Origin of the sequence: Streptomyces sp. NPDC002742 (genome assembly GCF_042888885.1) — a bacterium.
Lineage (GTDB): Bacteria > Actinomycetota > Actinomycetes > Streptomycetales > Streptomycetaceae > Streptomyces.
Genome location: NZ_JBIAQF010000001.1, coordinates 63,078 through 86,252 on the forward strand (window position 1 = coordinate 63,078; position 23,175 = coordinate 86,252).

At 70.7% G+C, this 23,175-nt stretch carries 21 protein-coding genes and 1 pseudogene; 15 read left to right on the top strand and 7 right to left on the bottom strand.

Translation table 11 applies throughout. The annotated features are described in order from the left end of the window. Positions 1 to 11: 11 nt before the first annotated feature. The 3 genes from ACFYW8_RS00295 to ACFYW8_RS00305 form a co-directional block, all read right to left on the bottom strand. The gene (locus ACFYW8_RS00295) at positions 12 to 716 is read right to left on the bottom strand and encodes a response regulator (protein WP_389064894.1); all 705 of its coding nucleotides are present in this window, start codon (positions 714 to 716) and stop codon (positions 12 to 14) included. Positions 717 to 935: 219 nt separating this feature from the next. Next, positions 936 to 1,598, bottom strand: a complete 663-nt coding sequence (locus ACFYW8_RS00300) for a CBS domain-containing protein (protein WP_365871921.1) — start codon at positions 1,596 to 1,598, stop codon at positions 936 to 938. A gap of 32 nt (positions 1,599 to 1,630) precedes the next feature. After that, positions 1,631 to 2,095: a cyclic nucleotide-binding domain-containing protein gene (locus ACFYW8_RS00305; RefSeq protein ID WP_389064901.1), complete on the bottom strand. Its 465-nt coding sequence runs from the start codon at positions 2,093 to 2,095 to the stop codon at positions 1,631 to 1,633. A gap of 264 nt (positions 2,096 to 2,359) precedes the next feature. Between ACFYW8_RS00305 and ACFYW8_RS00310 the strand changes: the two genes are divergently transcribed. The 14 genes and pseudogenes from ACFYW8_RS00310 to ACFYW8_RS00375 all read left to right on the top strand — a co-directional run bounded on the left by ACFYW8_RS00310 (position 2,360) and on the right by ACFYW8_RS00375 (position 17,274). Further along, the gene (locus ACFYW8_RS00310) at positions 2,360 to 3,265 is read left to right on the top strand and encodes a universal stress protein (RefSeq protein ID WP_389064904.1); all 906 of its coding nucleotides are present in this window, start codon (positions 2,360 to 2,362) and stop codon (positions 3,263 to 3,265) included. A 115-nt stretch (positions 3,266 to 3,380) separates the two neighbouring features. Then, on the top strand, positions 3,381 to 6,011 hold the full coding sequence (gene ppdK, locus ACFYW8_RS00315) for a pyruvate, phosphate dikinase (protein ID WP_389064908.1): 2,631 nt from the start codon (positions 3,381 to 3,383) through the stop codon (positions 6,009 to 6,011). A 575-nt stretch (positions 6,012 to 6,586) separates the two neighbouring features. Then, a complete protein-coding gene (locus ACFYW8_RS00320) occupies positions 6,587 to 7,210 on the top strand; it encodes a hypothetical protein (protein WP_389064913.1) in 624 nt (207 codons plus the stop codon). Between the two features lie 270 nt (positions 7,211 to 7,480). Beyond that, positions 7,481 to 8,365 (top strand): universal stress protein, encoded by an 885-nt coding sequence (locus ACFYW8_RS00325; protein WP_389064917.1) that lies wholly within the window; start codon positions 7,481 to 7,483, stop codon positions 8,363 to 8,365. 167 nt (positions 8,366 to 8,532) lie between these two features. Then, positions 8,533 to 9,603: a zinc-dependent alcohol dehydrogenase family protein gene (locus ACFYW8_RS00330; RefSeq protein WP_389064921.1), complete on the top strand. Its 1,071-nt coding sequence runs from the start codon at positions 8,533 to 8,535 to the stop codon at positions 9,601 to 9,603. 18 nt (positions 9,604 to 9,621) lie between these two features. Further along, a complete protein-coding gene (locus ACFYW8_RS00335) occupies positions 9,622 to 10,401 on the top strand; it encodes a helix-turn-helix domain-containing protein (protein ID WP_389064926.1) in 780 nt (259 codons plus the stop codon). 154 nt (positions 10,402 to 10,555) lie between these two features. Next, entirely contained in the window at positions 10,556 to 10,996 is a 441-nt protein-coding gene (locus ACFYW8_RS00340; RefSeq protein ID WP_389064931.1) for a pyridoxamine 5'-phosphate oxidase family protein, read from the top strand. A 147-nt stretch (positions 10,997 to 11,143) separates the two neighbouring features. Next, positions 11,144 to 13,402, top strand: a complete 2,259-nt coding sequence (pflB, locus tag ACFYW8_RS00345) for a formate C-acetyltransferase (RefSeq protein ID WP_389064934.1) — start codon at positions 11,144 to 11,146, stop codon at positions 13,400 to 13,402. Between the two features lie 5 nt (positions 13,403 to 13,407). Next, complete coding sequence (pflA, locus tag ACFYW8_RS00350) at positions 13,408 to 14,136, top strand: pyruvate formate-lyase-activating protein (RefSeq protein ID WP_389066533.1); 729 nt, start codon at positions 13,408 to 13,410, stop codon at positions 14,134 to 14,136. Between the two features lie 85 nt (positions 14,137 to 14,221). Further along, positions 14,222 to 14,350: pseudogene (locus ACFYW8_RS00355) on the top strand (carbamate kinase); the annotation flags it as partial. A 188-nt stretch (positions 14,351 to 14,538) separates the two neighbouring features. Continuing rightward, positions 14,539 to 15,168, top strand: a complete 630-nt coding sequence (locus ACFYW8_RS00360; protein ID WP_389064938.1) for a hypothetical protein — start codon at positions 14,539 to 14,541, stop codon at positions 15,166 to 15,168. A gap of 152 nt (positions 15,169 to 15,320) precedes the next feature. Further along, positions 15,321 to 16,226 (top strand): universal stress protein, encoded by a 906-nt coding sequence (locus tag ACFYW8_RS00365; protein WP_389064942.1) that lies wholly within the window; start codon positions 15,321 to 15,323, stop codon positions 16,224 to 16,226. Between the two features lie 23 nt (positions 16,227 to 16,249). Next, positions 16,250 to 16,396: a hypothetical protein gene (locus ACFYW8_RS00370; protein ID WP_389064946.1), complete on the top strand. Its 147-nt coding sequence runs from the start codon at positions 16,250 to 16,252 to the stop codon at positions 16,394 to 16,396. A gap of 5 nt (positions 16,397 to 16,401) precedes the next feature. After that, complete coding sequence (locus ACFYW8_RS00375; protein ID WP_389064950.1) at positions 16,402 to 17,274, top strand: universal stress protein; 873 nt, start codon at positions 16,402 to 16,404, stop codon at positions 17,272 to 17,274. Positions 17,275 to 17,628: 354 nt separating this feature from the next. On the opposite strand, the gene ACFYW8_RS00380 is transcribed toward ACFYW8_RS00375, so the two are convergent. Continuing rightward, positions 17,629 to 18,210: a hypothetical protein gene (locus ACFYW8_RS00380; protein ID WP_389064955.1), complete on the bottom strand. Its 582-nt coding sequence runs from the start codon at positions 18,208 to 18,210 to the stop codon at positions 17,629 to 17,631. 580 nt (positions 18,211 to 18,790) lie between these two features. Between ACFYW8_RS00380 and ACFYW8_RS00385 the strand changes: the two genes are divergently transcribed. Continuing rightward, a complete protein-coding gene (locus ACFYW8_RS00385; protein WP_389064959.1) occupies positions 18,791 to 19,621 on the top strand; it encodes a universal stress protein in 831 nt (276 codons plus the stop codon). 73 nt (positions 19,622 to 19,694) lie between these two features. Here ACFYW8_RS00385 and ACFYW8_RS00390 read toward each other — a convergent pair whose 3' ends face one another. The 3 genes from ACFYW8_RS00390 to ACFYW8_RS00400 form a co-directional block, all read right to left on the bottom strand. Beyond that, entirely contained in the window at positions 19,695 to 21,329 is a 1,635-nt protein-coding gene (locus ACFYW8_RS00390) for an oleate hydratase (protein WP_389066538.1), read from the bottom strand. 135 nt (positions 21,330 to 21,464) lie between these two features. Then, positions 21,465 to 21,890, bottom strand: coding sequence for a hypothetical protein (locus ACFYW8_RS00395; protein WP_389064964.1), 426 nt, complete (start codon positions 21,888 to 21,890; stop codon positions 21,465 to 21,467). A gap of 40 nt (positions 21,891 to 21,930) precedes the next feature. Next, a complete protein-coding gene (locus tag ACFYW8_RS00400; protein WP_389064968.1) occupies positions 21,931 to 23,145 on the bottom strand; it encodes a globin domain-containing protein in 1,215 nt (404 codons plus the stop codon). Between the last annotated feature and the right edge of the window lie 30 nt (positions 23,146 to 23,175).

Sequence of the window (23,175 nt, forward strand, 5' to 3'; positions counted from 1 at the left end):
CCGTCGAGGACTCAACGGGTGGGGTGCTGGTTCCTCGTGTCGGGGTGTTCGAGGTGGTTGGCCAGGACCGCGGCCTGGACGCGACGCTGGACGCCGAGCTTGGCCAGCAGCCGGGAGATGTGGTTCTTCACCGTCTTCTCGGACAGATAGAGCTCTTTGCCGATCTCGCGGTTGGTGAGCCCGTCCCCGATCAGCGCGAGGATGTCCCGTTCGCGCGGCGAGAGGCTGGCGAGCTCGGGGGAGAGGGCCGGCTCCTCGGCCGGATCGGCGCGCAGTTTGCGCATCAGCCGGGCGGTCGTGGTGGGGTCCAGCATCGACTGGCCGGAGGCGACGGTGCGGACCGCGGAGATCAGGTCGGTTCCCTTGATCTGTTTCAGTACGTAGCCCGAGGCCCCGGCCATGATCGCGTCGAGCAGGGCTTCCTCGTCGTCGAACGACGTCAGCATCAGGCAGGACAGCTCGGGCATCTGGCTGCGCAGTTCCCGGCAGACGCTGATGCCGTCGCCGTCCGGCAGGCGTACGTCGAGGACGGCGACGTCAGGGCGCAGCGCCGGGCCGCGCACCAGGGCGTGCTCGACGCTGCCCGCGTCACCGACGACCGAGATGTCCGGTTCGGCGTCCAGGAGGTCGGTCAGACCACGGCGTACCACCTCGTGGTCGTCCAGCAGGAAGACCCGGATCGGGTTCTGCTCGGAAAACGTACGCGCCTCGGCCATGGCGACCCCTTGTTCAGTGATGGACCACGCACCGTGATCCCGCTGACGCCGATCATCACCCCTCAGGCCCGGATGCACTAGGGCCGACCGGCCCCATCCGCGCCCGGTCCGGGACCGCGAGTGATCCTTTGGAGGTTCGGCCGGCCCTGAGCGGGGTGCCGTCGCCCGATGGCTGAGCAGGCCCGGGAGGATCTGGACGGCGCCGCACTCGCGGTCGTCTCACCGCTCCCTGACGCGCTCCGGGCCCGGGAGGTCGAATCCGACGTCCACCACTCCTTCCACGGCCCGCACCAGCCGGGCGGCCACCGGCACCAGTGCGGTGTCGCGGACGTGTCCGGACAGGGTGACGACACCGCCCCGCACCTGGACGCGGACCGCTGAGGGCGACCCGTGGAAGAGGTAGGAAACGATCTCCCGGCGCACCTCCTCGGCGATGTCCTCGTCACTGCGCAGGAACACCTTGAGGAGGTCACCGCGGCTGACGACGCCCTCGAGGCCGCCTATCTCGTCCACGACCGGCAGCCGCTTGACCTTGGCGTGCGCCATGATGCGGGCGGCCTGCGCGAGGGTCGCGTTCGCGCGCACGGTGACCGCCGGAGACGTCATCAGCTCCTCCGCGGTCAACCCGCCCGCCTTGGCGAGATCGTTCAGCCGCCGCAGTTGCGTGTACCGGTCGGGGTCGCCGTCGCGGAACTCCTCCTTGGGGAGCAGATCGGCTTCGGAGACGACCCCGATCACCCGGCTCTCGCCCTCCACGACGGGCAGGGCACTGACCTGCCACTGCTCCATCAGCTGCACGATCTCCTTGAAACCGGCCCCACGGCCGATGGCGGCGACGGTGTGGGTCATCACGTCGCTCACGATGTGCGGACTGCCGTGCACGGTGACTCCTCGGTCGGTTCCGGATACGTCGGTCAGCGGGGGTCACCGCTGCCGTAGGGGGCGTACAGGTCGAGCAGCCGGGTCCGGGTCGACTGGAGCCGGTGGGCGACGATCTCGCCGACCCACCGGGTCACGGCGGCGCCGAATCCGGGATCGGCCCGGCACATCGTCCTGACCGTCTCGGCGTCGAATTCGTAGGCGCGCACCGGGCTGGTCGCCTTGGCGCCCAGATGCCAGGTGTGCGGGTGGAACAGCCAGGACCAGCCGACGAGTTCGTTGTGTCCGAGGATCTCGATGACGGCCGCGCGGCGGCCCGGCACCCGCAGGTCGAGGGCCACCGTGCCGGTCCGGATGATCCAGAACCGGTCCGCGTGGCCGCCTTCCCCGAAAAGGCGGGTGCCCGCGGGGAACGACACCTCGCGGGCCACCTGCATCAGCCGTTCCCGGTGGTCGGCGGGCAGCGCCCGCAGCATGGTGGATGTGGTGGAAGTGTTCATGATCCTGCCTCTTCCTGGCGCGTGATCCCTCCACTCCCAATCTCTGCCCAGGCTCCGCCCGCCGCCATGGGCCATGCGGCCCCCGCTGCGGGCCGCATGGCATCGGTCGGGGCCGATCGGCCCGGCGGAAGGTACTGCCCGGCCCCTGCGCGTGAGCCTCGCCCCGTACCAGGCTCGATGGGACAAAGGGATTCCGCGGGCGGCGGTGACCGCCGTCCGGCCCGTGGAGTCCCGGCCGAACGCACGACGCTGGAGGTGCGGATCATGCTTCGACCGGTCGCGACGGGGATCGACGGGTCCCCGGAGAGTCTGGCCGCCGCGCACTGGGCGGCCCGTGAGGCCCTGCGCCGGGGTTCGGCGCTCACTCTGGTGCACGCGTGGCAGCCGCATCCGCGGCCGGCCCCGTCCGGGCCGGCCGACATGACCCGGCGTTCCTGGGCCGAGGACCTGCTGACAGGGGTCTCGGAAGGACTTCGTGCGGCGCACCCCGGTCTGCGGGTGCTCGGCCGGTCCGTCGTGGAGACGCCGGTGACCGCTCTGCTCGCCGCGGCCGACGAGGCCGCCCTGCTGGTACTCGGCTCCCGCGGGCTCAGCGGAGTGACGGGGTACCTGCTGGGTTCGATCTCTCAGCGGGTCGTCTCCAGGTCACCGGTCCCGGTGGTCCTGGTGCGGGCCGGCGTCGGCACGTGTGACGAGCACTTCGCGGCACCGGACGGCATCTCACCGGACGAGATCCCGCAGGTGCCGTACCGCGACGTGGTCCTCGGCCTCGACACCGACAAGCCGTGCGACGAGCTGATCGCGTTCGCGTTCGACGCCGCCCGGCTCCGTGGCGCCGCGCTGCACGTCGTCCACGCCTTCGGTGCCCCGCGTTCCGATGCCACGGACCCGCTCGCACGAGTGAGCGGCCCGGAGCTGCTCGCCGAGCACGAGAACGCCGTCGTCGCCACCCTGCGCCCCTGGTGCGAGAAGTTCCCCGAGGTTCCCGTCGCCGAGACCGTGAGGCGCGGCCGCGCGGCCCCTGAGCTCATCCGCGCCTCCGCGAGCGCCGCGCTGATCGTGGTGGGACGCAGAGAACGCGAGACCCGCTTCGGGGCCTACCTCGGTCCGGTCGCCCACGCCGTGCTGCACCATGCCGACTGCTGCGTCGCCGTCGTCCCGCACGCCTGAACCCCGAGGTCGGTGAAGGGCATGAGTCGCTGCCACTACGTGTACGAACTCGCCTGTCCTGCCGTCGTTTTGCACCACTGAAGACACCACTGAAGACACCCGGAGGGTGAAGGATATGACCCGCTATGTGTACGAATTCGCCGACGGGGGCCGCGACATGGCGGACCTGCTCGGTGGCAAGGGGGCCAATCTCGCGGAGATGACCCGGCTGGGACTTCCCGTTCCGCCCGGCTTCACCGTCACCACCGAGGCCTGCCGCGAGTACCTGGCCACCGGGGAGGAACCGGGCGAGCTGGGTGCGCAAGTCGTACACGCGCTCGCCGAGTTGGAGCGGAGCACCGGTCGCGAGCTCGGCGGCCGGGACAACCCGCTGCTGCTCTCGGTCCGTTCGGGCAGCAAGTTCTCGATGCCCGGAATGATGGAGACCATCCTCGACATCGGCCTCGGGGACGAATCCGTCCTCGGCCTCGCCAAGGTCACCGGCAGCGAGCATGTCGCGTGGGACTCCTATCGCAGGCTCCTCCAGATGTACGGCCGCACGGTCCTCGGCATCGCACCTGAACGCTTCGACCGGCACGCTGCCGGGGACGAGCCCATGGCGCTCGTCGAGCACTTCAAGCAGGTCATCCGCGACGCGACCGGCGAGGAGTTCCCGCAGGACCCGGCCGAACAGCTCCAGCGGGCGATCCGCGCAGTCTTCGACTCCTGGAACGGCGAGCGAGCCGGTCTCTACCGTCGCCGTGAGCACATCCCCGACGACCTCGGGACCGCCGTCAACATCCAGGTGATGGTCCTCGGCAACCTCGGCCCGGACTCCGGCACGGGCGTCGCCTTCAGCCGCGACCCGGCCACCGGCGCACGGGGCGTCTACGGCGACTACCTTCCCGACGCCCAGGGCGAGGACGTCGTCGCCGGCATCCGCAACGCCGTCCCGCTCGCCGAACTGGAGCGCCTGGACCCGGCCTCCTACCGTCAGCTCCTCCAGCACATGGAGACCTTGGAGCACCACTACCGCGACCTGTGCGACATCGAGTTCACCGTCGAGCGCGGCAGGCTCTGGATGCTGCAGACCAGGGTCGGCAAGCGCACCGCCGAGGCCGCCTTCCGGATCGCGGAGGCGCTCGTCGACGAGAAGCTGATCGGCGAGGACGAAGCACTGGCCCGGGTCGGCGGGGCGCAACTGGCACGGCTGATGTTCCCCCGGTTCGCGGCGCACGCGGAGGCCGCGCCGCTGGCGCACGGTGTCCCCGCCTCGCCCGGCGCCGCGGTCGGCGCGATCGTCTTCGACTCGGCGGAGGCGGTACGGCGCGCGGACGCGGGGGAGCACGTGGTCCTCGTACGGCGTGAGACGACGCCCGACGACCTGCCCGGGATGGTCGCGGCCGAGGCCGTGCTGACCAGCCGGGGCGGCAAGACCAGCCATGCGGCCGTCGTCGCCCGAGGGATGGGCAAGGTCTGTGTGTGCGGTGCCGAGGAGCTGACGGTGGATGTCGCATCCCGCACCCTCACCGCACCCGACGGGACCGTGCTCGCCGAGGGCACCGTGATCTCCGTGGACGGCACGTCGGGGACCGTCCATCTCGGAGCCCTGCCGCTGGCCGACTCCCCGGTCGGGCACTTCCTCGACACCGGAGAAGGCGAGGGCGCACTGACCGAGGCGGTCGCCCGTACGCTCCAGCACGCCGACTCCGTACGGCACTTGGAGGTTCACGCCAACGCCGACACCCCCGAGGACGCGGCCCGCGCCCGCCGTCACGGCGCTCAAGGCATCGGGCTGTGCCGCACCGAGCACATGTTCCTCGGCGAGCGCCGGAGCCTGGTCGAAGCGATGATCCTCGCCGAGGACGAGTCCGGACGCCGCGCCGCCCTGGACGCCCTTCTGCCCCTCCAGCGAGGCGACTTCACCGGAATCCTCGCCGCGATGGACGGGCTCCCGGTGACGATCCGCCTCATCGACCCGCCGCTGCACGAGTTCCTGCCCGACCGCACCGAGCTCGCCGTCCGTGTCGCCACCCGGCCCACCGAGCACGACCGCCGCCTGCTCGCCGCGGTCGAGCGCATGCACGAGTCCAACCCCATGCTCGGACTGCGCGGCGTCCGCCTTGCTCTCGTCGTCCCCGGCCTGGTCGAAATGCAGGTACGGGCGATCGCCGAAGCCGTCGTCGAACGACTGCGCGCCGGGGGAGAACCCCATGCGGAGATCATGGTCCCCCTGGTCGGCACGGTCGAGGAACTGCGGATCGTCCGCGCCGCGGCGGAGCGCGTCCTCGCCGACGTCTCACGGGAGTCCGGGCTCACCGTCGAGTGCCCCATCGGCACGATGATCGAGCTGCCCCGGGCCGCGCTGACCGCCGGCCGGATCGCCGAGGCGGCCGACTTCTTCTCCTTCGGCACCAACGACCTGACCCAGACGGCCTGGGGCCTGTCCCGCGACGACGTCGAAGCGTCCTTCTTCCCCGCCTATCTGGCCCAGGGAGTCTTCCCCGCCTCGCCGTTCGAGACCCTCGACCGCGACGGCGTCGGACGTCTGATACGCATCGCCGTCGAGGAGGGCCGCGTCGCCCACCCCGGTCTGAAGATCGGCGTCTGTGGCGAACACGGCGGAGACCCCGACTCCATCCACTTCTTCCACGACATCGGGCTCGACTACGTCTCCTGTTCGCCGTTCCGGGTTCCGGCCGCCCGCCTCGAAGCCGGCCGGGCCGCGCTCGCCGACGGCAGGGACGGGGCGTCGGCCGCGACCTAGGGCCCACCGACAAGGTGCCAACGGGCCGGGGGAGCAAGGGAGGTGATCGTCCGTCAGATGACGGTCGGCGTCGACGGCTCGCTCATCGCCGTACGAGCGCTGGACCGGGCCGCCGAGGAACCGGCCCTGCGCGGCGCCGAGTTACGTGTGTCGGCGCACCACGGCAAGGACACCGAGCTCACCGTGGCCGGCGCGCGTGGGGCGGGCGTACTCCCTGCACCGCTGGCCGGCTCGGTGAGCCGGCGACTGGCCGCGCGCGCGTGGTCCGCTGCTGTTCCAGCTTCTATTCGACTGCTGTCCCAGCTTCTTTTCGACCGTGGCGGCGAAGGCGGTCCGGTGCGTGACGTGCGCCGACGCCTTGGACACGGACCGGTGCGGGTCACGAACTCTGCCCCGAACAGGCCGAGTTCGGGTGATCGCGTGCGACCGGCCGACCTGCCGGGCCCCGGATCGGGACGTTCGGCCCTGCCTTCAGGGACTCGCGGCCCCTCCGAATTCCCCTTCCGCGGAAGGACATTGAACCCGCAACGGAAAACCTCACGACTTCATCGAACACCCTGGGAGGGATCAACATCATGGCAGTCCACGAGCAGTCTCACCGTCACGCAGGGTTCCGCTTCCCGTCGCTGCGCAGGACCCGTTCGGCACAGGCGCCGGGTGAGGCCGTGGCCTCGTCGGCCACGGCGGTCAGCTCGTACGCCCTCGCGGGTCTGCGTCTGCTGACCGGGTTCGTGTTCCTGTGGGCGTTCCTCGACAAGGCTTTCGGGTTCGGCTACGCGACCCCGTCCGGCAAGGGCTGGATCGACGGCGGCTCGCCCACGAAGGGTTTCCTCGGCGGTGTCGCGGCCGGACCGATGGAGTCGACGTTCCACTCCTGGGCCGGCGCCGGCTGGGTCGACTGGCTGTTCATGGCCGGCCTGCTCGGCGTAGGCGTGGCGCTCGTCGCGGGTGTCGCGCTGCGGCTCGCAGCGCTGGCGGGCACGGTGATGATGGCGTTCATGTGGCTCGCCGAGTGGCCGCCGGCCCGGCATCTGTCCGACGGTTCACCGAGCATGTCGCCCAACCCGTTCACGGACTATCACGTGATCTACGCGGTTGTCCTGATCGCCCTGGCCGCGGCGGGCGCCGGTGCCACCTGGGGCCTCGGAAAGCTCTGGGAGCGACTGCCCATCGTGAACCGCAACACCTGGCTGCGGTGACCGAACGGTAAGAGTCGGGGCGCCCCCGTGCATGTGCGGGGGCGCCCCGCCGCGCTCGGGCGCGCGGGGAACGGGGTGCTCCACCGACGGCTGCCCGGCCGGCCCACGCGAACCGCCGCTCGGCGAACCGCGTCGGCGGGTCTGTGTCGGCGGGGTCGTGAAGTCCCCTTACGCATGGGGCTGGTCGGTCCCCTTCGAGGACCAGCGGCCCCTCCTCCCGCAGCCGGGCGAACACCAAGCTGATCACGAATCCCTCAAGGAGGCCAGCACATGTCCCACACCATCGTCGTCGGTCTGGACGGTTCGCCCGAGAGTCTCGCGGCAGCCGATTGGGCAGCTCGTGAGGCCCTGCGCACGGACGCCCACCTGCGTGTCGTGCACGCCTGGCAGTGGCACCCCTACGTATACGCCCCGCTGGCCGGCGTCTCCGTTCCGCAGCCGGAGGACGATCCGCAGCGCGCGTGGGCCGAACGTCTGCCGCACGAGACCGCGGCCCAGCTGGCCGCGATTCATCCGGGTCTGTCGGTCAGCGCCGAGCGCGTCGCAGAGCAGCCCGCAACGGTGCTGCTGGCCATGGCCGAGGAGGCCGAACTGCTGGTCCTCGGGTCCAGGGGGCTGAGCGGGGTCGCCGGTTTCCTGACGGGTTCCGTCGCGCAGGCCGTGGTGGCCCGGAGCCGGACGCCGATCGTCCTCGTACGCGCGGCGGAAGTCTCCGAGGAGGTCCACGAAATCCGGGACGTGGTCCTCGGCCTCGACCTGGAGCACTCGGACGCCTCCGTGATCGAATTCGCCTTCCAGGAGGCGGCTCGCAGGATGGCGGACTTGCGCGTCGTCCATGGCGGGAGCGTGCCGCCCTACTACGGCGACAGCGGTGCCACCGATCCGGTGGTCGACGCGGAATCGCTCGTCGAGGCGCAGCGGCGCCTGGCCGACGTGTTGCGTCCCTGGCGCGAGAAGTTCCCTTGCGTCACGGTCCACGAGCAGGCGGTGGTGGGCGGTGCGGGCCGCCATCTCGTGGACGCTTCACGAAACGCGGACCTGGTCGTGATCGGTCGCCGAAACCGGCAGAGTCCGGTCGGCCCTCATACCGGCCCGGTGACCCAGGCGGTACTGCATCACTCCGCAGCACCGGTCGCGGTGGTCCCGCACGACTGAGGTCCGGTCCCAGGGGCGCGGGCTGCGAGGTCCGGTCCCAAGAGCGCGGGCTGCGAGCCGGCAGGGGCCGCCCGGTCCCGCGGTGGGGACCGACCGGCCCATGCGCGAACGATCCGTCCCGGTCAGGCTGGAAATACCAGGTCACGTCACGACTTGAAGGGATTGCCATGAAGGCACTCGTGTTCCACGGCCCGGGAAAGTCCGCGTGGGAGGGCGTGGCTGATCCCGGTATCCAGGAAGCCACCGACGCCATTGTCCGTGTCGACACCGTCACCATCTGCGGAACCGACCTGCACATCCTCAAGGGCGACGTGCCGGAAGTAACCCCTGGCACGGTCCTCGGTCACGAGGCCGTCGGTGAGATCGTCGAGGTCGGCAGCGACGTGCGTACCGTCCGGCCGGGCGATCGTGTCCTGGTCTCCTGCATCACTGCGTGCGGTCGCTGCCGCTTCTGCCGGGAGGGCGCATACGGCCAGTGCCGTGCCGACGGTGGCTGGATCCTCGGCCACCTGATCAACGGCACCCAGGCCGAATACGTCCGCGTCCCGCACGCCGATCTGTCCACCCATCTCCTGCCAGGGGCCGTGGACAGCAAGGACGCGGTCCTGCTGGCCGACATCTTCCCCACCGCCTACGAGGTCGGCGTGCTCAACGGCCGGGTACGCCCCGGAGACACCGTCGCCGTGGTCGGAGCCGGGCCCGTCGGACTCGCCGCCATCGCGACGGCGCGCCTGTTCTCGCCCGAGAAGACCATCGCCGTGGACCTCGCGGCGGCCCGACTCGACGCCGCCAAGCGTCTCGGCGCCGACGCTGTCGCGACGGCCGGCGAGGAGGCCGAGCAACTCGTCTCCGACCTCACCGACGGGCTCGGCGCCGATGTCGTCATCGAAGCGGTGGGGGTCCCGGAGAGCTTCGAGATGTGCACGCGCATGGTCCGGCCCGGCGGACACGTCGCCAACGTCGGCGTGCACGGCAAGCCCGCGACCCTGCACCTCGAAAGCCTGTGGATCAAGAACGTGACGATCACCACCGGACTGGTCGACACCTACTCCACCCCCACCCTGTTGCGCATGATGGCCGCGGGCCGGCTCCCTGCCGCCTCTCTCGTCACCCACACTTTCCCGCTGGACAGCATGGAGGAGGCGTACGACGTCTTCGCTCGGGCCGCCGACACGGGCGCGCTCAAGGTGGTCCTCGGCGAGCCGCAGCACGACGTTCTGACGGTCAGGACGCCCTGACGGAAGGAGGCGAAGGCCATGTCCGAACAGACACGAACGCGCATGCCCAGCGGTACGCCGCAGGACGAGGGCGGACCCGGGGTGACGCCGGTCGCCACAGCAGACATGACGAAGACATCCCGGCCGACGGTCCGCACGGCGGCTTCGGCCGCGGCGGCACCGGGCGACATCGGACGGCGTATCGCCGCGCGACGTGAGGAACTCGGCCTGACCCGGGAAGCCACGGCCGCCCGAGCGGGCACAGCGGCCGGCTACCTCCGGTACCTGGAGGAACAGTCCACGGCGAGGCCCGGGACGAGCGTCCTGATCCGGCTCGCGGACGCCTTGGACACGACCGTCGCCGCCCTGCACGGCGGTGAATCCGACCTGCCGCCCGGCCTCGGCCAGGCGGCCGGCCACTCCGAACTGATCGAACTCGGCCCGGGGGACTGCCTTGCGCGGCTGTCGACGCACGGCGTCGGAAGGCTCGCCACCGTGGCTGAGGGCGGCCTTGTCATCCTTCCCGTCAACTACAGCGTCATCGACGGCTCGATCGCCTTCAGGACCGCGCCGGGTTCGACGATCGCGGCAGCGGTCGGATCGAACGTGGCCTTCCAGGTCGATCACGTCGACGAGGCCCTCAGCCAGGGCTGGAGCGTACTCGTCCAGGGCAGCGCCCGGGCCGTGACCGCCCCGGACGTCAGGCGCCGGCTCGACGCCCTCGCCTACAGCCGTCCCTGGGCCGGCGGCGAAGAGCGCGACCTGTGGGTACGCGTCGAACAGGACCGGATCAGCGGACGCCGGATCGCGGTGCGGTGATCCGGGCACCGCGCGGACCCCAGGAAGGAATGACCCTCTCCGTTCTCCGGAGACCAGCGAGGCCGATTGAGCCTCGGCCTCGGTCGTTGTCCCGCCACAGGCAGAAGCGTCTCTTGTGGCCGAAGCGCTGTGCGCGTGAGAGTTGACTCCGCTGATGAATCCCAACGACGGCTTTCGTGAACTCGGCATGCAGGAATGCCTGGACCGGCTCGGCGACGCGCAGGTCGGCAGGGTCGTCCACACACGGGACGCCCTGCCCGCGGTCCTGCCGGTCAATTTCTGTCTCGACGCCGAGTCCGCCGTCGTGCTGCGGACGGCGGCGGACTCCGAACTGGCCCGCTCCATCGACGGAGTGGTGGTGGCGTTCGAGGCCGACGCGGTGGACGCGGCCGCACACTCCGGCTGGAGCGTCGTCGTGACGGGGCGCGCGATGGTGGTGAGCGATCCCGCCGAGCATGATCGCCTCACCCGGACAGGACCCCGTTCCTGGGTGGCCTCGCCCCACGACGTCTTCATCCGCATCGCGTCCGAACTGGTCACCGGACGGGAGCTCGTCGGCGGCCGCACGCAGTACGGGGTGGAGCGGTATTCCTGACCTCCGCGATCGCGGGGTGGGCCGAACGGCCCTCGAACGAGGGCGTTCGGCGTCCCGCCCGGTACTGTCCGGCCCTCGTGACGGTCCTCCCCGACGACAAGTATCGAAGGTGCAGGACATTCCGAGCAGCGTGAGGGGAGACCGGCGATGACCACAACGGTGACGGCCGGAGGCCGGACGGCCGAGGCATGGCAGGGCTTTGCCGGGACGGTGTGGCGCGAGCACGTCGACGTCCGTGACTTCATCCAGGCCAACTACACACCCTACGAAGGAGACGCGACCTTCCTGACCGGCCCGACGGAGCGCACCCGAGCCGTCTGGGGTACGGTCAGCGCGCTCTTCCCGGAGGAGCGGCGGCGGGGAATCCTCGACGTCGACACCGCCACCCCGTCGACGATCACCTCGCACGCGCCCGGATACATCGACCGCGACCGGGAGTTGATCGTCGGCCTGCAGACGGACGCGCCGCTGAAGCGCGCCATCATGCCCAACGGCGGTCTGCGGATGGTCGAGAGCGGACTGAAGGCGTACGGCTACGAGCCCGACGAGTTCGTCACCCGCGTCTTCGGGACCTACCGCAAGACCCACAACGACGGCGTCTTCGACGCGTACACCCCCGCCATGCGCGCCGCCCGCAAGGCCGGCATCATCACCGGCCTGCCCGACGCGTACGGCCGCGGCCGGATCATCGGCGACTACCGGCGCGTGGCGTTGTACGGCACGGACCGGCTCATCGCCGCCAAGCGCGCGGAACGCGCCGGACTCGACGCCGCGCCGTCGACCGAGCACATCATCCGCGACCGCGAGGAACTCGCCGAGCAGATCAGGGCGTTGGACGAGCTGACCAGGATGGCCGCGACCTACGGCTGCGACGTCTCCCGCCCCGCCGGCACCGCCCACGAGGCCGTGCAGTGGCTCTACTTGGGCTATCTCGCCGCCGTGAAGGAACAGAACGGCGCGGCGATGTCGCTGGGCCGCACCTCGACCTTCCTCGACGTGTACCTCCAGCGCGACCTGGCCGCGGGCGTCCTCGACGAGACCCACGCCCAGGAACTGATCGACGACTTCGTGATCAAGCTGCGCATCGTACGGTTCCTGCGCACCCCCGAGTACGACGCCCTGTTCTCCGGTGACCCGACCTGGGTCACGGAATCCATCGGCGGCATCGGCGAGGACGGCCGCACGCTCGTCACCCGCACCTCGTTCCGCTTCCTGCAGACCCTCTACAACCTGGGTCCGGCCCCCGAACCCAACCTCACCGTGCTCTGGTCGCCCCGACTCCCGTCCGGCTTCAAGGAGTTCTGCGCCAAGGTCTCCATCGACACCAGCGCCGTCCAGTACGAGTCCGACGAACTGATGCGGCCCCGCACCGGCGACGACACCGCGATCGCCTGCTGTGTCTCCGCGATGGCCGTCGGCAGGCAGATGCAGTTCTTCGGCGCCCGGGTCAACCTCGCCAAGGCGCTGCTCTACGCGATCAACGGCGGCCGGGACGAGATCAGCGGCGAGCGGATCGCCCCCGAGACTCCGCCCCTGACCGGTGAGTACCTGGAGTACGAGGAGCTGTCGAAGGCGTACGACGGCATGCTGGACTGGCTCGCGGAGACCTACGTCAACGCACTCAACGTCATCCACTACATGCACGACAAGTACGCCTACGAGCGCGTCGAGATGGCGCTCCACGACCATCCCGTGCACCGCTTCATGGCCTGCGGCATCGCCGGCCTGTCGGTCGCCACCGACAGCCTGTCCGCCGTCAAGTACGCCCGGGTCAAGGTGATCCGCGACGAGACCGGGCTGGCCGTGGACTACGCGATCGAGGGCGACTACCCGGCGTACGGGAACAACGACGACCGGGCGGACACCATCGCCGTCGGCCTGGTGGACACCTTCATGACGAAGGTGCGCGAGCACCCCACCTACCGGGGCGCCGAACACACCCAGTCGGTCCTGACGATCACCTCGAACGTCGTCTACGGCAAGCACACCGGCAACACACCCGACGGCCGCCGCGCCGGCCGGCCCTTCGCCCCCGGCGCCAACCCGATGAACGGCCGCGACCGGCACGGGGTGGCCGCCTCCGCGCTCTCCGTCGCCAAACTGCCCTACGAGCACGCCCGCGACGGCATCTCGCTGACGACGACGATCACCCCGGAGGGCCTGGGACACGTGCCCGGCGAGCGCGTCGGCCATCTGGTCGGCATCCTCGACGCGTACACGGCCTCCGGCGGCTTCCACATGAACGTCAACGTCCTGGACCGGGCCACCCTGGAGGACGCGATGGAACACCCGGACAAGTACCCGGAGTTGACCATCCGGGTCTCCGGATACGCCGTCAACTTCGTCCGCCTCACGCGCGAACAGCAGCTCGACGTGATCAGCCGCACCTTCCACGGAACGCTGTGAAGACCATGACGACGGGCCGGATCCACTCCTGGGACCTGTCCACCGGCGTGGACGGTCCCGGGACCCGGTTCGTCCTCTTCGTCAACGGCTGCCCACTGCGCTGCCTCTACTGCGCCAACCCCGACACCTGGCACATGCGCGACGGGAAGGAGGCCACCGTCGACGAGGTGATGGCGGAGATCGAGAAATACCGGCCGTTCATCACCACCGCCGGGGGAGGCGTGACCATCACCGGTGGCGAGCCCCTCCTCCAGCCCGTCTTCACCGCCGCCCTGCTGCGCCGCTGCAAGGAGGCCGGACTGCACACCGCCCTGGACACCTCCGGCTTCCTCGGCGCCCGCGCCACCGACCGACTCCTCACCGACACCGACCTGGTGCTGCTCGACATCAAGTCCTTCGACGTCGCCGCCTATCGCGAACTGACGGGCGGCGAGCTCGCCCCCACACTCAACTTCGCCACCCGCCTCGACCGTCTCGGCATCCCGGTGTGGATCCGCTACGTCCTCGTCCCCGGCCGGACCGACGCCCCTGAGCCCATCGACGGACTCGCCCGCTTCCTCTCCGGACTCGCCAACGTCGACCGCGTGGACGTCCTGCCCTTCCACAGACTGGGCGCCGCCAAGTACGAGGCCCTCGGCATCCCCTTCCCCCTGCGGGACAACCCGGTTCCCGAACCCGCCCTGACCGAACGGGTCCGCGAACAGTTCAGGGCCCGCGGTCTTTCTGCCTGCTGAGAGCCGAGTGCCGGGTAGGGCCCTTGGCCGCTGCCGTCGGCTTCGGACATGGATACCTGCCGACGGACAGGGGCCGCGGCGGTGCAAGGCCGAGGGCGCCGCGCGATTCGTGGAACGGACCGGAGGTCTCGCCGCCACAGGAGCCCCGGACGCGGCGTACGAGATCGTGCACGGCCGGTCGGGCACCCTGATCCGCCCCGACCTCGCGGCCGGCCGGCCGGCAGGCGCGGCAACACCCTCGACTTCATCCACCACATGCATCACGACGCCCAACGGCCTTTGACAAGAGGGCCGTTCGGCCCCGTGACCGCGGACCTTCGGCATCCGCCGCCGACCGGCGGACACGGCCAGAGTGAGGGGTGTCAGACACCGACCCGAGCGCCCCTGAAGGGAATCCTGACCATGGCCGTGCACGAGCACCCTCACCGGAGCTCCGGCTTCCACCTGCCGTCGTTCCGCCGGAACCGGACCGCCCCCGCATCCGAGTCGGCCGTGTCGGCGGGCACCGCCACGCACACCGCGCGGGCCTACGCCTTCGCGTCCCTGCGCCTGCTCACGGGGTTCGTCTTCCTGTGGGCCTTCCTCGACAAGGCCTTCGGGTTCGGCTACGCCACCCCCTCCGGCAAAGGCTGGACCGACGGCGGCTCGCCGACGAAGGGGTTCCTCGGCTCCGTAGCCGCCGGGCCGATGGAGTCGGCCTTCCACTCCTGGGCCGGTGACCCGTGGGCCGACCGGCTGTTCATGCTCGGTCTGCTCGGGATCGGCCTCGCCCTGGTCGGCGGTGTCGCGCTGCGCATCGCCGCCGTCGCCGGCACCGCGATGATGGCGCTGATGTGGATCGCGGAGTGGCCGCCGGTCAAGCATCTCCCGGACGGCACGCCGAGCATGTCGACGAACCCGTTCGTCGACTACCACGTGATCTACGCCGTCGCCCTGATCGTCCTGGCCGCTGTCGCCGCCGGCGACACCCTGGGCGGGGGCAGGCTCTGGGCCAGGCTGCCCTTCGTCCGCGACCACAGCTGGCTGCGCTGAGTACCGACGGCGACGTGGGCCGATCACCCGGCCCGCCGCGCACCGCCGTGCGGGGAGCCGGGCGGTCCGGATTCGGAACCAGCGGCCCCTGCACGACGAACCCCTCGAAAACGACTCCGGAATCCGACCCCTCGCCCCAGGAGGCAGAGATCATGCTCCGCACCATCACCGTAGGTCTCGACGGCTCGCAGGAGAGCCGGGCCGCCACAGAATGGGCGGCCCGTGAGGCGGAGCTGCGCGGCCTGCCGCTGAAGATCGTGCACGTGTGGGAGCCGGTGCCGGAGCCCATGGCCGAGTCCCCGCTCCTGGGGGCCGAGACCCGGCAGCACTGGACCGAGAGGATTCCCCGGGAAGCCGCGGAGGCGGTCCGGCTGCGTCACCCCGGCGTCGAGGTGCGCACGGAGCAGCTCTCCGGCCGGCCGGGTGACGCTCTGGCCGAGGCGGCGAAGAGCGCCGAACTGCTCGTCCTGGGCTCGCGCGGCCTCGGCGGGATCGGCGGGTTCATGGTCGGATCGGTCGGTCTGTCCACCGTCGCTCACGCGGACAGCCCGGTCGTAGTGATCCGCGCACTGGAGACAGCCGCAGACGAGCACGAACTGGACCCGGCGGGTGCTCCGTCCACCGCGACGCCGTTCCGGCCCGTGGTCCTCGGCCTCGACGTCGCGCATCCGGACGAGACCCTGCTCCAGTTCGCCTTCGACGCCGCCGAACGCCGTGCGGCGTCCTTGCGGGTCGTCCACGGCTGGTACCCGCCGCCGTACTACGCGTACGGCACGCCCGTGAATCCGGCGCTGAACGAGGCACTGGCCCTGAGCGCGGCCGAGGCCGTGGCCGAGGTGCTGGGTCCATGGCGGGAGAAGTTCCCGGACGTGGAGGTCGTCGAGGATTCCCGTTACGGCAGCGCGGCCGCACTCGTCGTGGACGCCTCGCGCGAGGCCTCGCTCGTCGTCGTGGGCCGGCGCATCCGGCGCAGCCCGTTCGGCACCCACGTCGGACACGTCACGCACTCCGCCCTGCATCACTCCACCGCCCCTGTCGCCGTCGTCCCGCACAGCTGACCGAACCCGAGGAGAAGAGACCGATGAAGGCAGCGGCCGCAACAGCGTTCGGTGAACCCCCGGTCATCCACGAGGGCCGCCCCCTCGCATCCGCCGGCGACTCGGTCGGCGAGGTGCCGAGCGGCAAGGGCAAGGCCCGGATCGTGTCCGTCCTCGGCGCGGGACGGTGAGACCAATGGCTCTCCCGATCGTCGTCGGCGTCGACGGATCCGAACCCAGCCTGCGAGCCGTCGACTGGGCGGCCGACGAGGCCGCCCTGCGCGGGGCACCACTGCGGCTTGTGTACGCCTCCCTCTGGGAGCGCTACGAGGGCGCCGCTCTCCCACAGGACCTCGGCAAGCCGTCCGAGCAGGTCACGGCCGAGGGCATCCTGCGGACCGCCGCACAGCGCGCCGGTTCACGCCGGGCCGAGTTGAAGATCTCCGCCGACGTGCTGGCGGAGGAGCCCGAGTACGCGCTGGTCCGCGAGGGACGCGAGGCCGCCGCCCTGGTGCTCGGCACCCGCGGTCGCAGCGGCTTCGTCGAGATGCTCCTCGGTTCGGTCAGCCTGACGGTCGCCGCCCGTGCGGACTGCCCGGTGATCGTGCTCCGCGGCAGCCACGACGACCAGGACCGCATCCGGACGCACGGTCGTGTCGTCGTGGGCATCGGGGAGAGGACGACGGACTCCGCCGCCCTGCGCTTCGCCGTCCAGGAGGCGAAGCTTCGCCACGCGACCCTGGACGCCGTACGTGCTTGGCGATGCCCGGCGCACGAGACCACCGACCACCCCCTGCTTGCCGGGGAACCCGCGCGCCTCCACGAGCTGCATGCCGGCGACGTCCTGGACAAGGCGCTGGAGAACGTACCCGCGGATCTGGACCTGAACCGGCGCACGGTCGAGGGACCCGCCCGCAGGGTCCTGCTGGACGCCTCGGGCAAAGCCGATCTGCTGGTGGTCGGTGCGCGGCGCAACCCGGGGCACCTCGGACTCCAACTGGGGCGCGTCGCCCACGCGGTGCTGCATCACGCCGCCTCCGCCGTCGCGGTCGTACCCGAGCAGGAGTGAGAGAGGCGGGCGCCTGCTCACAGGCTCGCACCGCGGTCGGGCACGTATCTCGTCCCGTTCACACGGCGGTTCCCGGCCGCTTCTCGCTGTCGGACCACCTGCACAGCAGATGGCCGACGCGCGGAGCCGGCACCATGCCTGGATCCGCGAGCACGGCACCGACCTGCCCGAGGCCGCCGACTGGACCCGGAACCGCTGATCCGGGCGGCTGCGGAAGTACCGACCGGCCCGGCACGGTCACGTACAGCCCGCGAGCTGCGTGCCGGACAGGGCCACGCATCCGGGCCGACCCGCCAAGTACACGCGAAGGGCTCCAGGCCGCTCAGCGGCCTGGAGCCCGGATCCGTCGTGCGTTCAGCTGGTCTCATGGCTCCACCGTGGCCCCACCCGACCCCATTCCCTTTCCCACGCGTCGAGGCGGCGGCGATCGAGCTGCCACCGGGTGACCGCTCCGGCCCCGAACACGAGCCCGGCAAGGCCGGCCGCGGCCGCGGCACCCAGGAAGCCCGACTCGATCGCCGCATCGGTGGAGTTCAGCGGCGCGGCGGTGAGACGGCCACGGCGGTCCTGCCAGACCGTGACCCTTGATCCGGCCTTGAGCCCGGTGTTCACCTGGGTCCGGCCGGTGCGGGTAGAGCCGTCGGACGCCGTCCAGCGGACGGCTGCCGTCTTGCGATCGGAGGCGCCACCGATCGTCGGAGTGCTGAGGGGAACCCCGTTCAGGAGCGTGGCTCGGACGGACTGCCGCTCGGCTCGCTGCTCCGCAAACACTTCGTACGCGACATGAGCGGTCACCAGCGCGGCGACGGTACCGCCCACTGTGAAAGCCGTCCACGTGGCCAGCACCGTCCAGGCCTCGACGACGTCATCGCGTCGTCGCAGTGGGTTGCTGCGCCATCGCCACAACCGCTTCTTCGCGTACTTGACACTGGGCATCGGCCCGCCTCCTCCTCGTCGTGACACCTCCGACGGTGACAGCCGAGGCCGTGCCACGGCATGGGCCGAGCAGGTGTCACCGCAGGGCCGCTTGGGACCAACTCAACGGTCGGAAGGGGCCGTTCAGCCCAAGAGACCGCGAGATCGGCGGAGCCTTGCCCAGGATTCCGGCCCTGCGGGGAGCGAGCCGCGGCGCCCAGGTTCAAGATGGAGGTATCGGGCGATCTCGGCACTCGAAGGACAGGCCCACCGTGGTGTGCGTGGCCACTGCCGACCGCTGTCCACAGCGCAGCCGGTCACCCGCACCTTCCCCTGGAGCGCATGGAGGAGGCCTGCGACGTCTTCGCCGTACGACATGCGGAACCCTTGCTGAACCCCCGTCACCGCGTTTTTCCGGACCTTGCCGCCCTCTCCTGTTCCACGCCGAACGGCCCTTGAGACAAGGGCCGTTCGGCGTCTTTCAGGGTTCTCCCGGCTGCTGCCCGAGGCGCCGGCCCGCGAGGAGCATCGTTCGCGGAGGCCGGTGCGCTCGTCGAGCGTCGCTTCCGTCGAATCATTCAAGGAAGGGACGGGTGCAGCCATGACCTCGCACTACGTAGTCGTCGGAGTGGACGGGTCTCTGATTTCCGTAAGGGCCCTGGACTGGGCCGCTGCCGAGGCCGTCCGGCACGGCACCGGCTTGCGTGTGTTGTACGCGGTTCCCGATCGCGACGAGGCCGCACCGGTCCTGAACCATGCGGTGTCACGCACCCGTGCGCGGTACCCCGAACTGGTCGTGGAGACCGCCGCGACGGAGGAAGGGGTGGTGCGTTCGTTGGCGCGCGAGAGCGCGACCGCGGCACTTACCGTCGTGGGAACACGCGGCTTGGGAGCGTTGACCGGCCCGGCCCTCGGTTCCGTGAGTCTGAGGCTGGCCGTGCTCGCGCGAGGACCGCTCCTGGTCGTCCGCGGGGACCATCCGTGCGACGACGGGCGGGACGTGCTGCTCGGACTCGCGGACGACATGGACACACAGGCGGCGGCCTACGCCTTCCAGGAGGCCGAGCGGCGCGGTGCGAGGCTCCGTGTCCTGCATTCCTGGAGCCGTCGCCACATCACCCCCGAACCTCCCTCCCTCGTGCCGACGCGCAGTCCGGGCCAGGAACGGCTCGTCAGGAAGGCCCTGGCGGAGGAGGCGGTACCCCGTCACGCCCTCACCGAGCTGCAGGACCGGTACCCCGACGTCACGGTGGAGACCCGCACGGTCCGTGCCGCTCCCGCCGCCGAACTGCTGGCAGCGACCCGGGAGACCGCCGTGGTCGTCATCGGCGCGCACCGCCGTACGAGCGTGCTCGGACCGCGCTCGGGTCCGGTCGCCCGCACCCTGCTGCACCGGGCGCACTGCCCTGTGGTCGTCGTACCCCATGGATGACCGACTCCGCTGCGCTGCCGACAACTGCCGATGGACCCATCGTGGGCCCGACAGCCCGCGTAGCTCCCTTTGCCTACCGCCGGTGCATGGTCTCCAGGGCGGCCGCCAGTATCTGGGGGTCGTGATGGCCCTTGTAGACCCGCGGCGGATGCCTGTCCAGCTTCAGGAGCTGCGCCACCGCCGTCCAGGCGGTGCGTACGGAGTACTCGACGGTGAAGACGACGTCGTCGGGCACTTCGGCGAACTGCCCGATGAAGGCGAGGTTGACCGACCCCTTCGGGACGACTCGGGGCCGGTCGTCGCGGCTACGGGCCAGGAACTGACTGGTGATGTACGGCATCACACAGGGGACGACGGTGGAGGTCTCCCGGATCCGGGCCGCCGTCGGCTCGTCGAACGGGAGGTGGTGCAGGACCTCTTCGAGGATCTCGCGGCCCGTGCACATGGTCATCGGTTTGGGTGTCTGGTTGCCCGCCCGGCCGGGGAAGAGGCCGTAGCCCCACCAGACCCCGACGTCCTCCGGCTGGTCACGGTAGACGGGCTGGCGGTTGGCGACGATGGTGAGCAGCCAGTTGGACTCGGTGAAGGTCATCAGTCCGCCCTTTCCGGCCGGACGCCCGCTGAACTCCTCGAGCGCCTTCAGGAAGACGGGGTCTTTGGCGGTGACCGTGAACGACTCCCAGCGGGACTCCTTGACCTTCTTGTCGAAGACGTCGGGGTCACCGAAGTCGTCGCGGCCACGGGCCAGCCGGTGCCACAGCAGCCAGGCGTCCGAGCGATGCGGAGCCGGCGGAGGCACGGAGGTGTGCGAGCCGAGGCTGGAGGCGTCGGTCATGGACCCGTTGGTGACCAGGACCAGGTCCTCGGCCGAGACGGTGACCTTCTCGTCGTAGCCGCCTCGGTTCAGGTGGATGGTCTCGACCGTGCCGCTCCTGACGCCAGGGGTGAATCCGAGGTCGGTGACGTGGCAGCCGGTGTGCACGGTGACGCCGCGCTCGTGGAGCCAGGCGGTCAGGGGTCGGACGATGGAGTCGTACTGGTTGTAGCGGGTCCGGTGGATGCCCGACATGGAGGCGAACTCGGAGAACAGATGGACGAAGCGCCTCAGATAGCGGCGGAACTCGATCGCGCTGTGCCAGGGCTGGAAGGCGAACGTGGTGCACCACATGAACCAGAAGGAAGTGGTGAAGAAGTGCTCGCCGAAGCAGTCGGTGATCCGCTTGCCGTCCAGGTGCGCCTCGGGGGTGGCCAGGCAACGGACCAGCTCCAGCCGGTCGTGTTCGGAGAACCCCATCGAGGTCGTGTCGACGATCCTGCCGTCCCCGTCGACGAGCCGGGCGATGTCGTCCCAGGCGAAGTCCTCATGTCCGGCCAGGATCTCCTCGGTCACCGAGACGGCGGGGTCGTCGAGGCTGGGGATGCCGGACAGCAGGTCGTAGGTGCAGCGGAACTCGGCCTCGAACATGCGCCCGCCGCGCATGGTGTAGCCGGCGTCCGGCGTGCCGCCCGCGTCCAGGCTGCCGCCGAGGTCCCGTTGTTCCTCGAAGAGGTGAATGTCGGAACCTTTGAAGCCGCCATCGCGGATCAGGAACGTCGCCGCGGCCAGGGCCGCGATCCCGCTGCCCACCAGATATGCCTTTGCCATCTCACAACTCCTCGTTCTCGCTGGTCGATCGGTACCGCGACTCCCACGGTTTCCTGCCGCCAGGTCCTGTGTCAGCGGGCCGTTGGTCACCTCGCCGGTCCGGACGGCCCGCGGGGCCGGTACCGGCGAGTCGTCCACAGGCGGCGGACAGGCCCGGTCGGCGGACTGTGACCGACCGGACCTGTCGTGACCGAGGGATCACGCGGTGGTGGGGGAGTCCTCCGCCGCGCTGCCGGGCTCCGCGGCGGCAGACGGCCGCTCGGTTGCGTCGCGCCACGGCGGGGCCGTCGTCCGGTGCCCGTTGTCCCGGATCTGGGAGGCCTTGTCGGTCTGGCGGCGCAGCCGGTCCTGGAGCCGGTCGACGACCTCCGTTCCGGTAGCCTCCTCGGCCGCCGCCACGACGTGACGGCCGCCGATACGCAGGTCGGCCGTGGCCGACCACGGCCGGCCCGAGTGGTGGGCGGCCGCTCGCACGATGTGCACCTCGCCGGTGACTACGGGCAGGCCCGGCCTGCTCACGACCACGTCGATCTTCGTACGGGCGTAGGCGAGGGTCTCCTGGTCCACGGCGCCGTCGGAGCGCAGCCGGACCAGGGGGGTCTCCGGGGCACTGTGGGTGGTCATGGGGGGTCCTTTCATCAGGCGTCAGAAGATGTGCTGGGGTTCAGGCCGCGGTGTCGGGCAGCCACAGATCGGGTCCGAAGACCTCGTAGCGGATACGTCGCGCGGGTACCCCGGCGCCGAGCAGTTGTCCGCGTACGCCTTGCATGAAGGGCAGTGGACCGCACAGCAACACCGTTGCCTCGTGCGGGAGTTCGATGCCGCTCAGGTCCATCAGGCCGGTGCGGGCGTCGGGTTCCTCCGGTCCGGGGTGCTCGTACCAGAAGACGGCCCGGGCGCCCGGGAGTTGCCCGACGAGGTCGTGTGTCTCGGCCCGCAGGGGGTGGTCGGCGGGCGAGCGGTCGGCGTGCAGGACCAGTACCCGGCGGATCGAGCGGAGGGCGGCCAGGTGGGCCAGGATGCCGGTCATGGGGGAGCAGCCGATACCGGCCGAGACGAGCACGACGGGGGTGGTGGTATCCACCGGATCGTCGAGGAAGACATCGCCGAACGGTGCGGACAGCAGCAGTTCGTCCCCCTCGTGGACGCTGTCGTGCAGCAGGGTGGAGACCTCACCGTCCGGTCCGGCGGCGTCACCCGTGACGCGCTTCACGGTGATCCGCCTCAGTTCTCCGCCCGGGTCCGAGGACAGGCTGTACTGGCGCAGTTGGTGCACGCCGTCGGCCATGCGCACCCGAACGCTCACGTACTGGCCCGCGTGGGCCCGCGGCATGCGTCCGCCATCGGCCGGGCGGAGCAGGAAGGACACGACGTCGGCGGTCTCGGCGCGGCGTTCGACGACCGTCCAGGGCCGCAGGCTCCTGCCGGGCCGTACGTCCGCGTCCTGGTAGAGGAGGGCCTCCCGGCCGATCAGGGCTCCGGCCATCAGCCAGTAGACCTCGTCCCAGGCGGCCGCCACCTCCGGTGTGACCGCGTCGCCGAGGACCTCCGCTATCGCACCGAACAGATACTTGTGCACGATCGTGTACTGGTCGTCGGTCACGCCGACAGCGGCGTGCTTGTGGGCGATCCGGGACAGCAGGGCGTCCGGGCGCGCGTCGGGATTCTCCAGCAGCGCGACGGCGAATCCGGCGATCGAGCCGGCCAGGGCCCGGCGCTGGGCGCCGCTGGCCTGGTTGCCCCGGTTGAACATCCCGTCGAGGAGTTCCGGCCGGTCGTGGAACATCGTGGCGTAGAAGCGGGTGGTGATCTCGTCGAGCGCTCCTGCCACGGCGGGCAGGGTGGCCCGGACGAGGGCGGCGGACTCCGCGGACAGCATGGATCCTCCTGGGAAGGCGAGGTGAAGGGC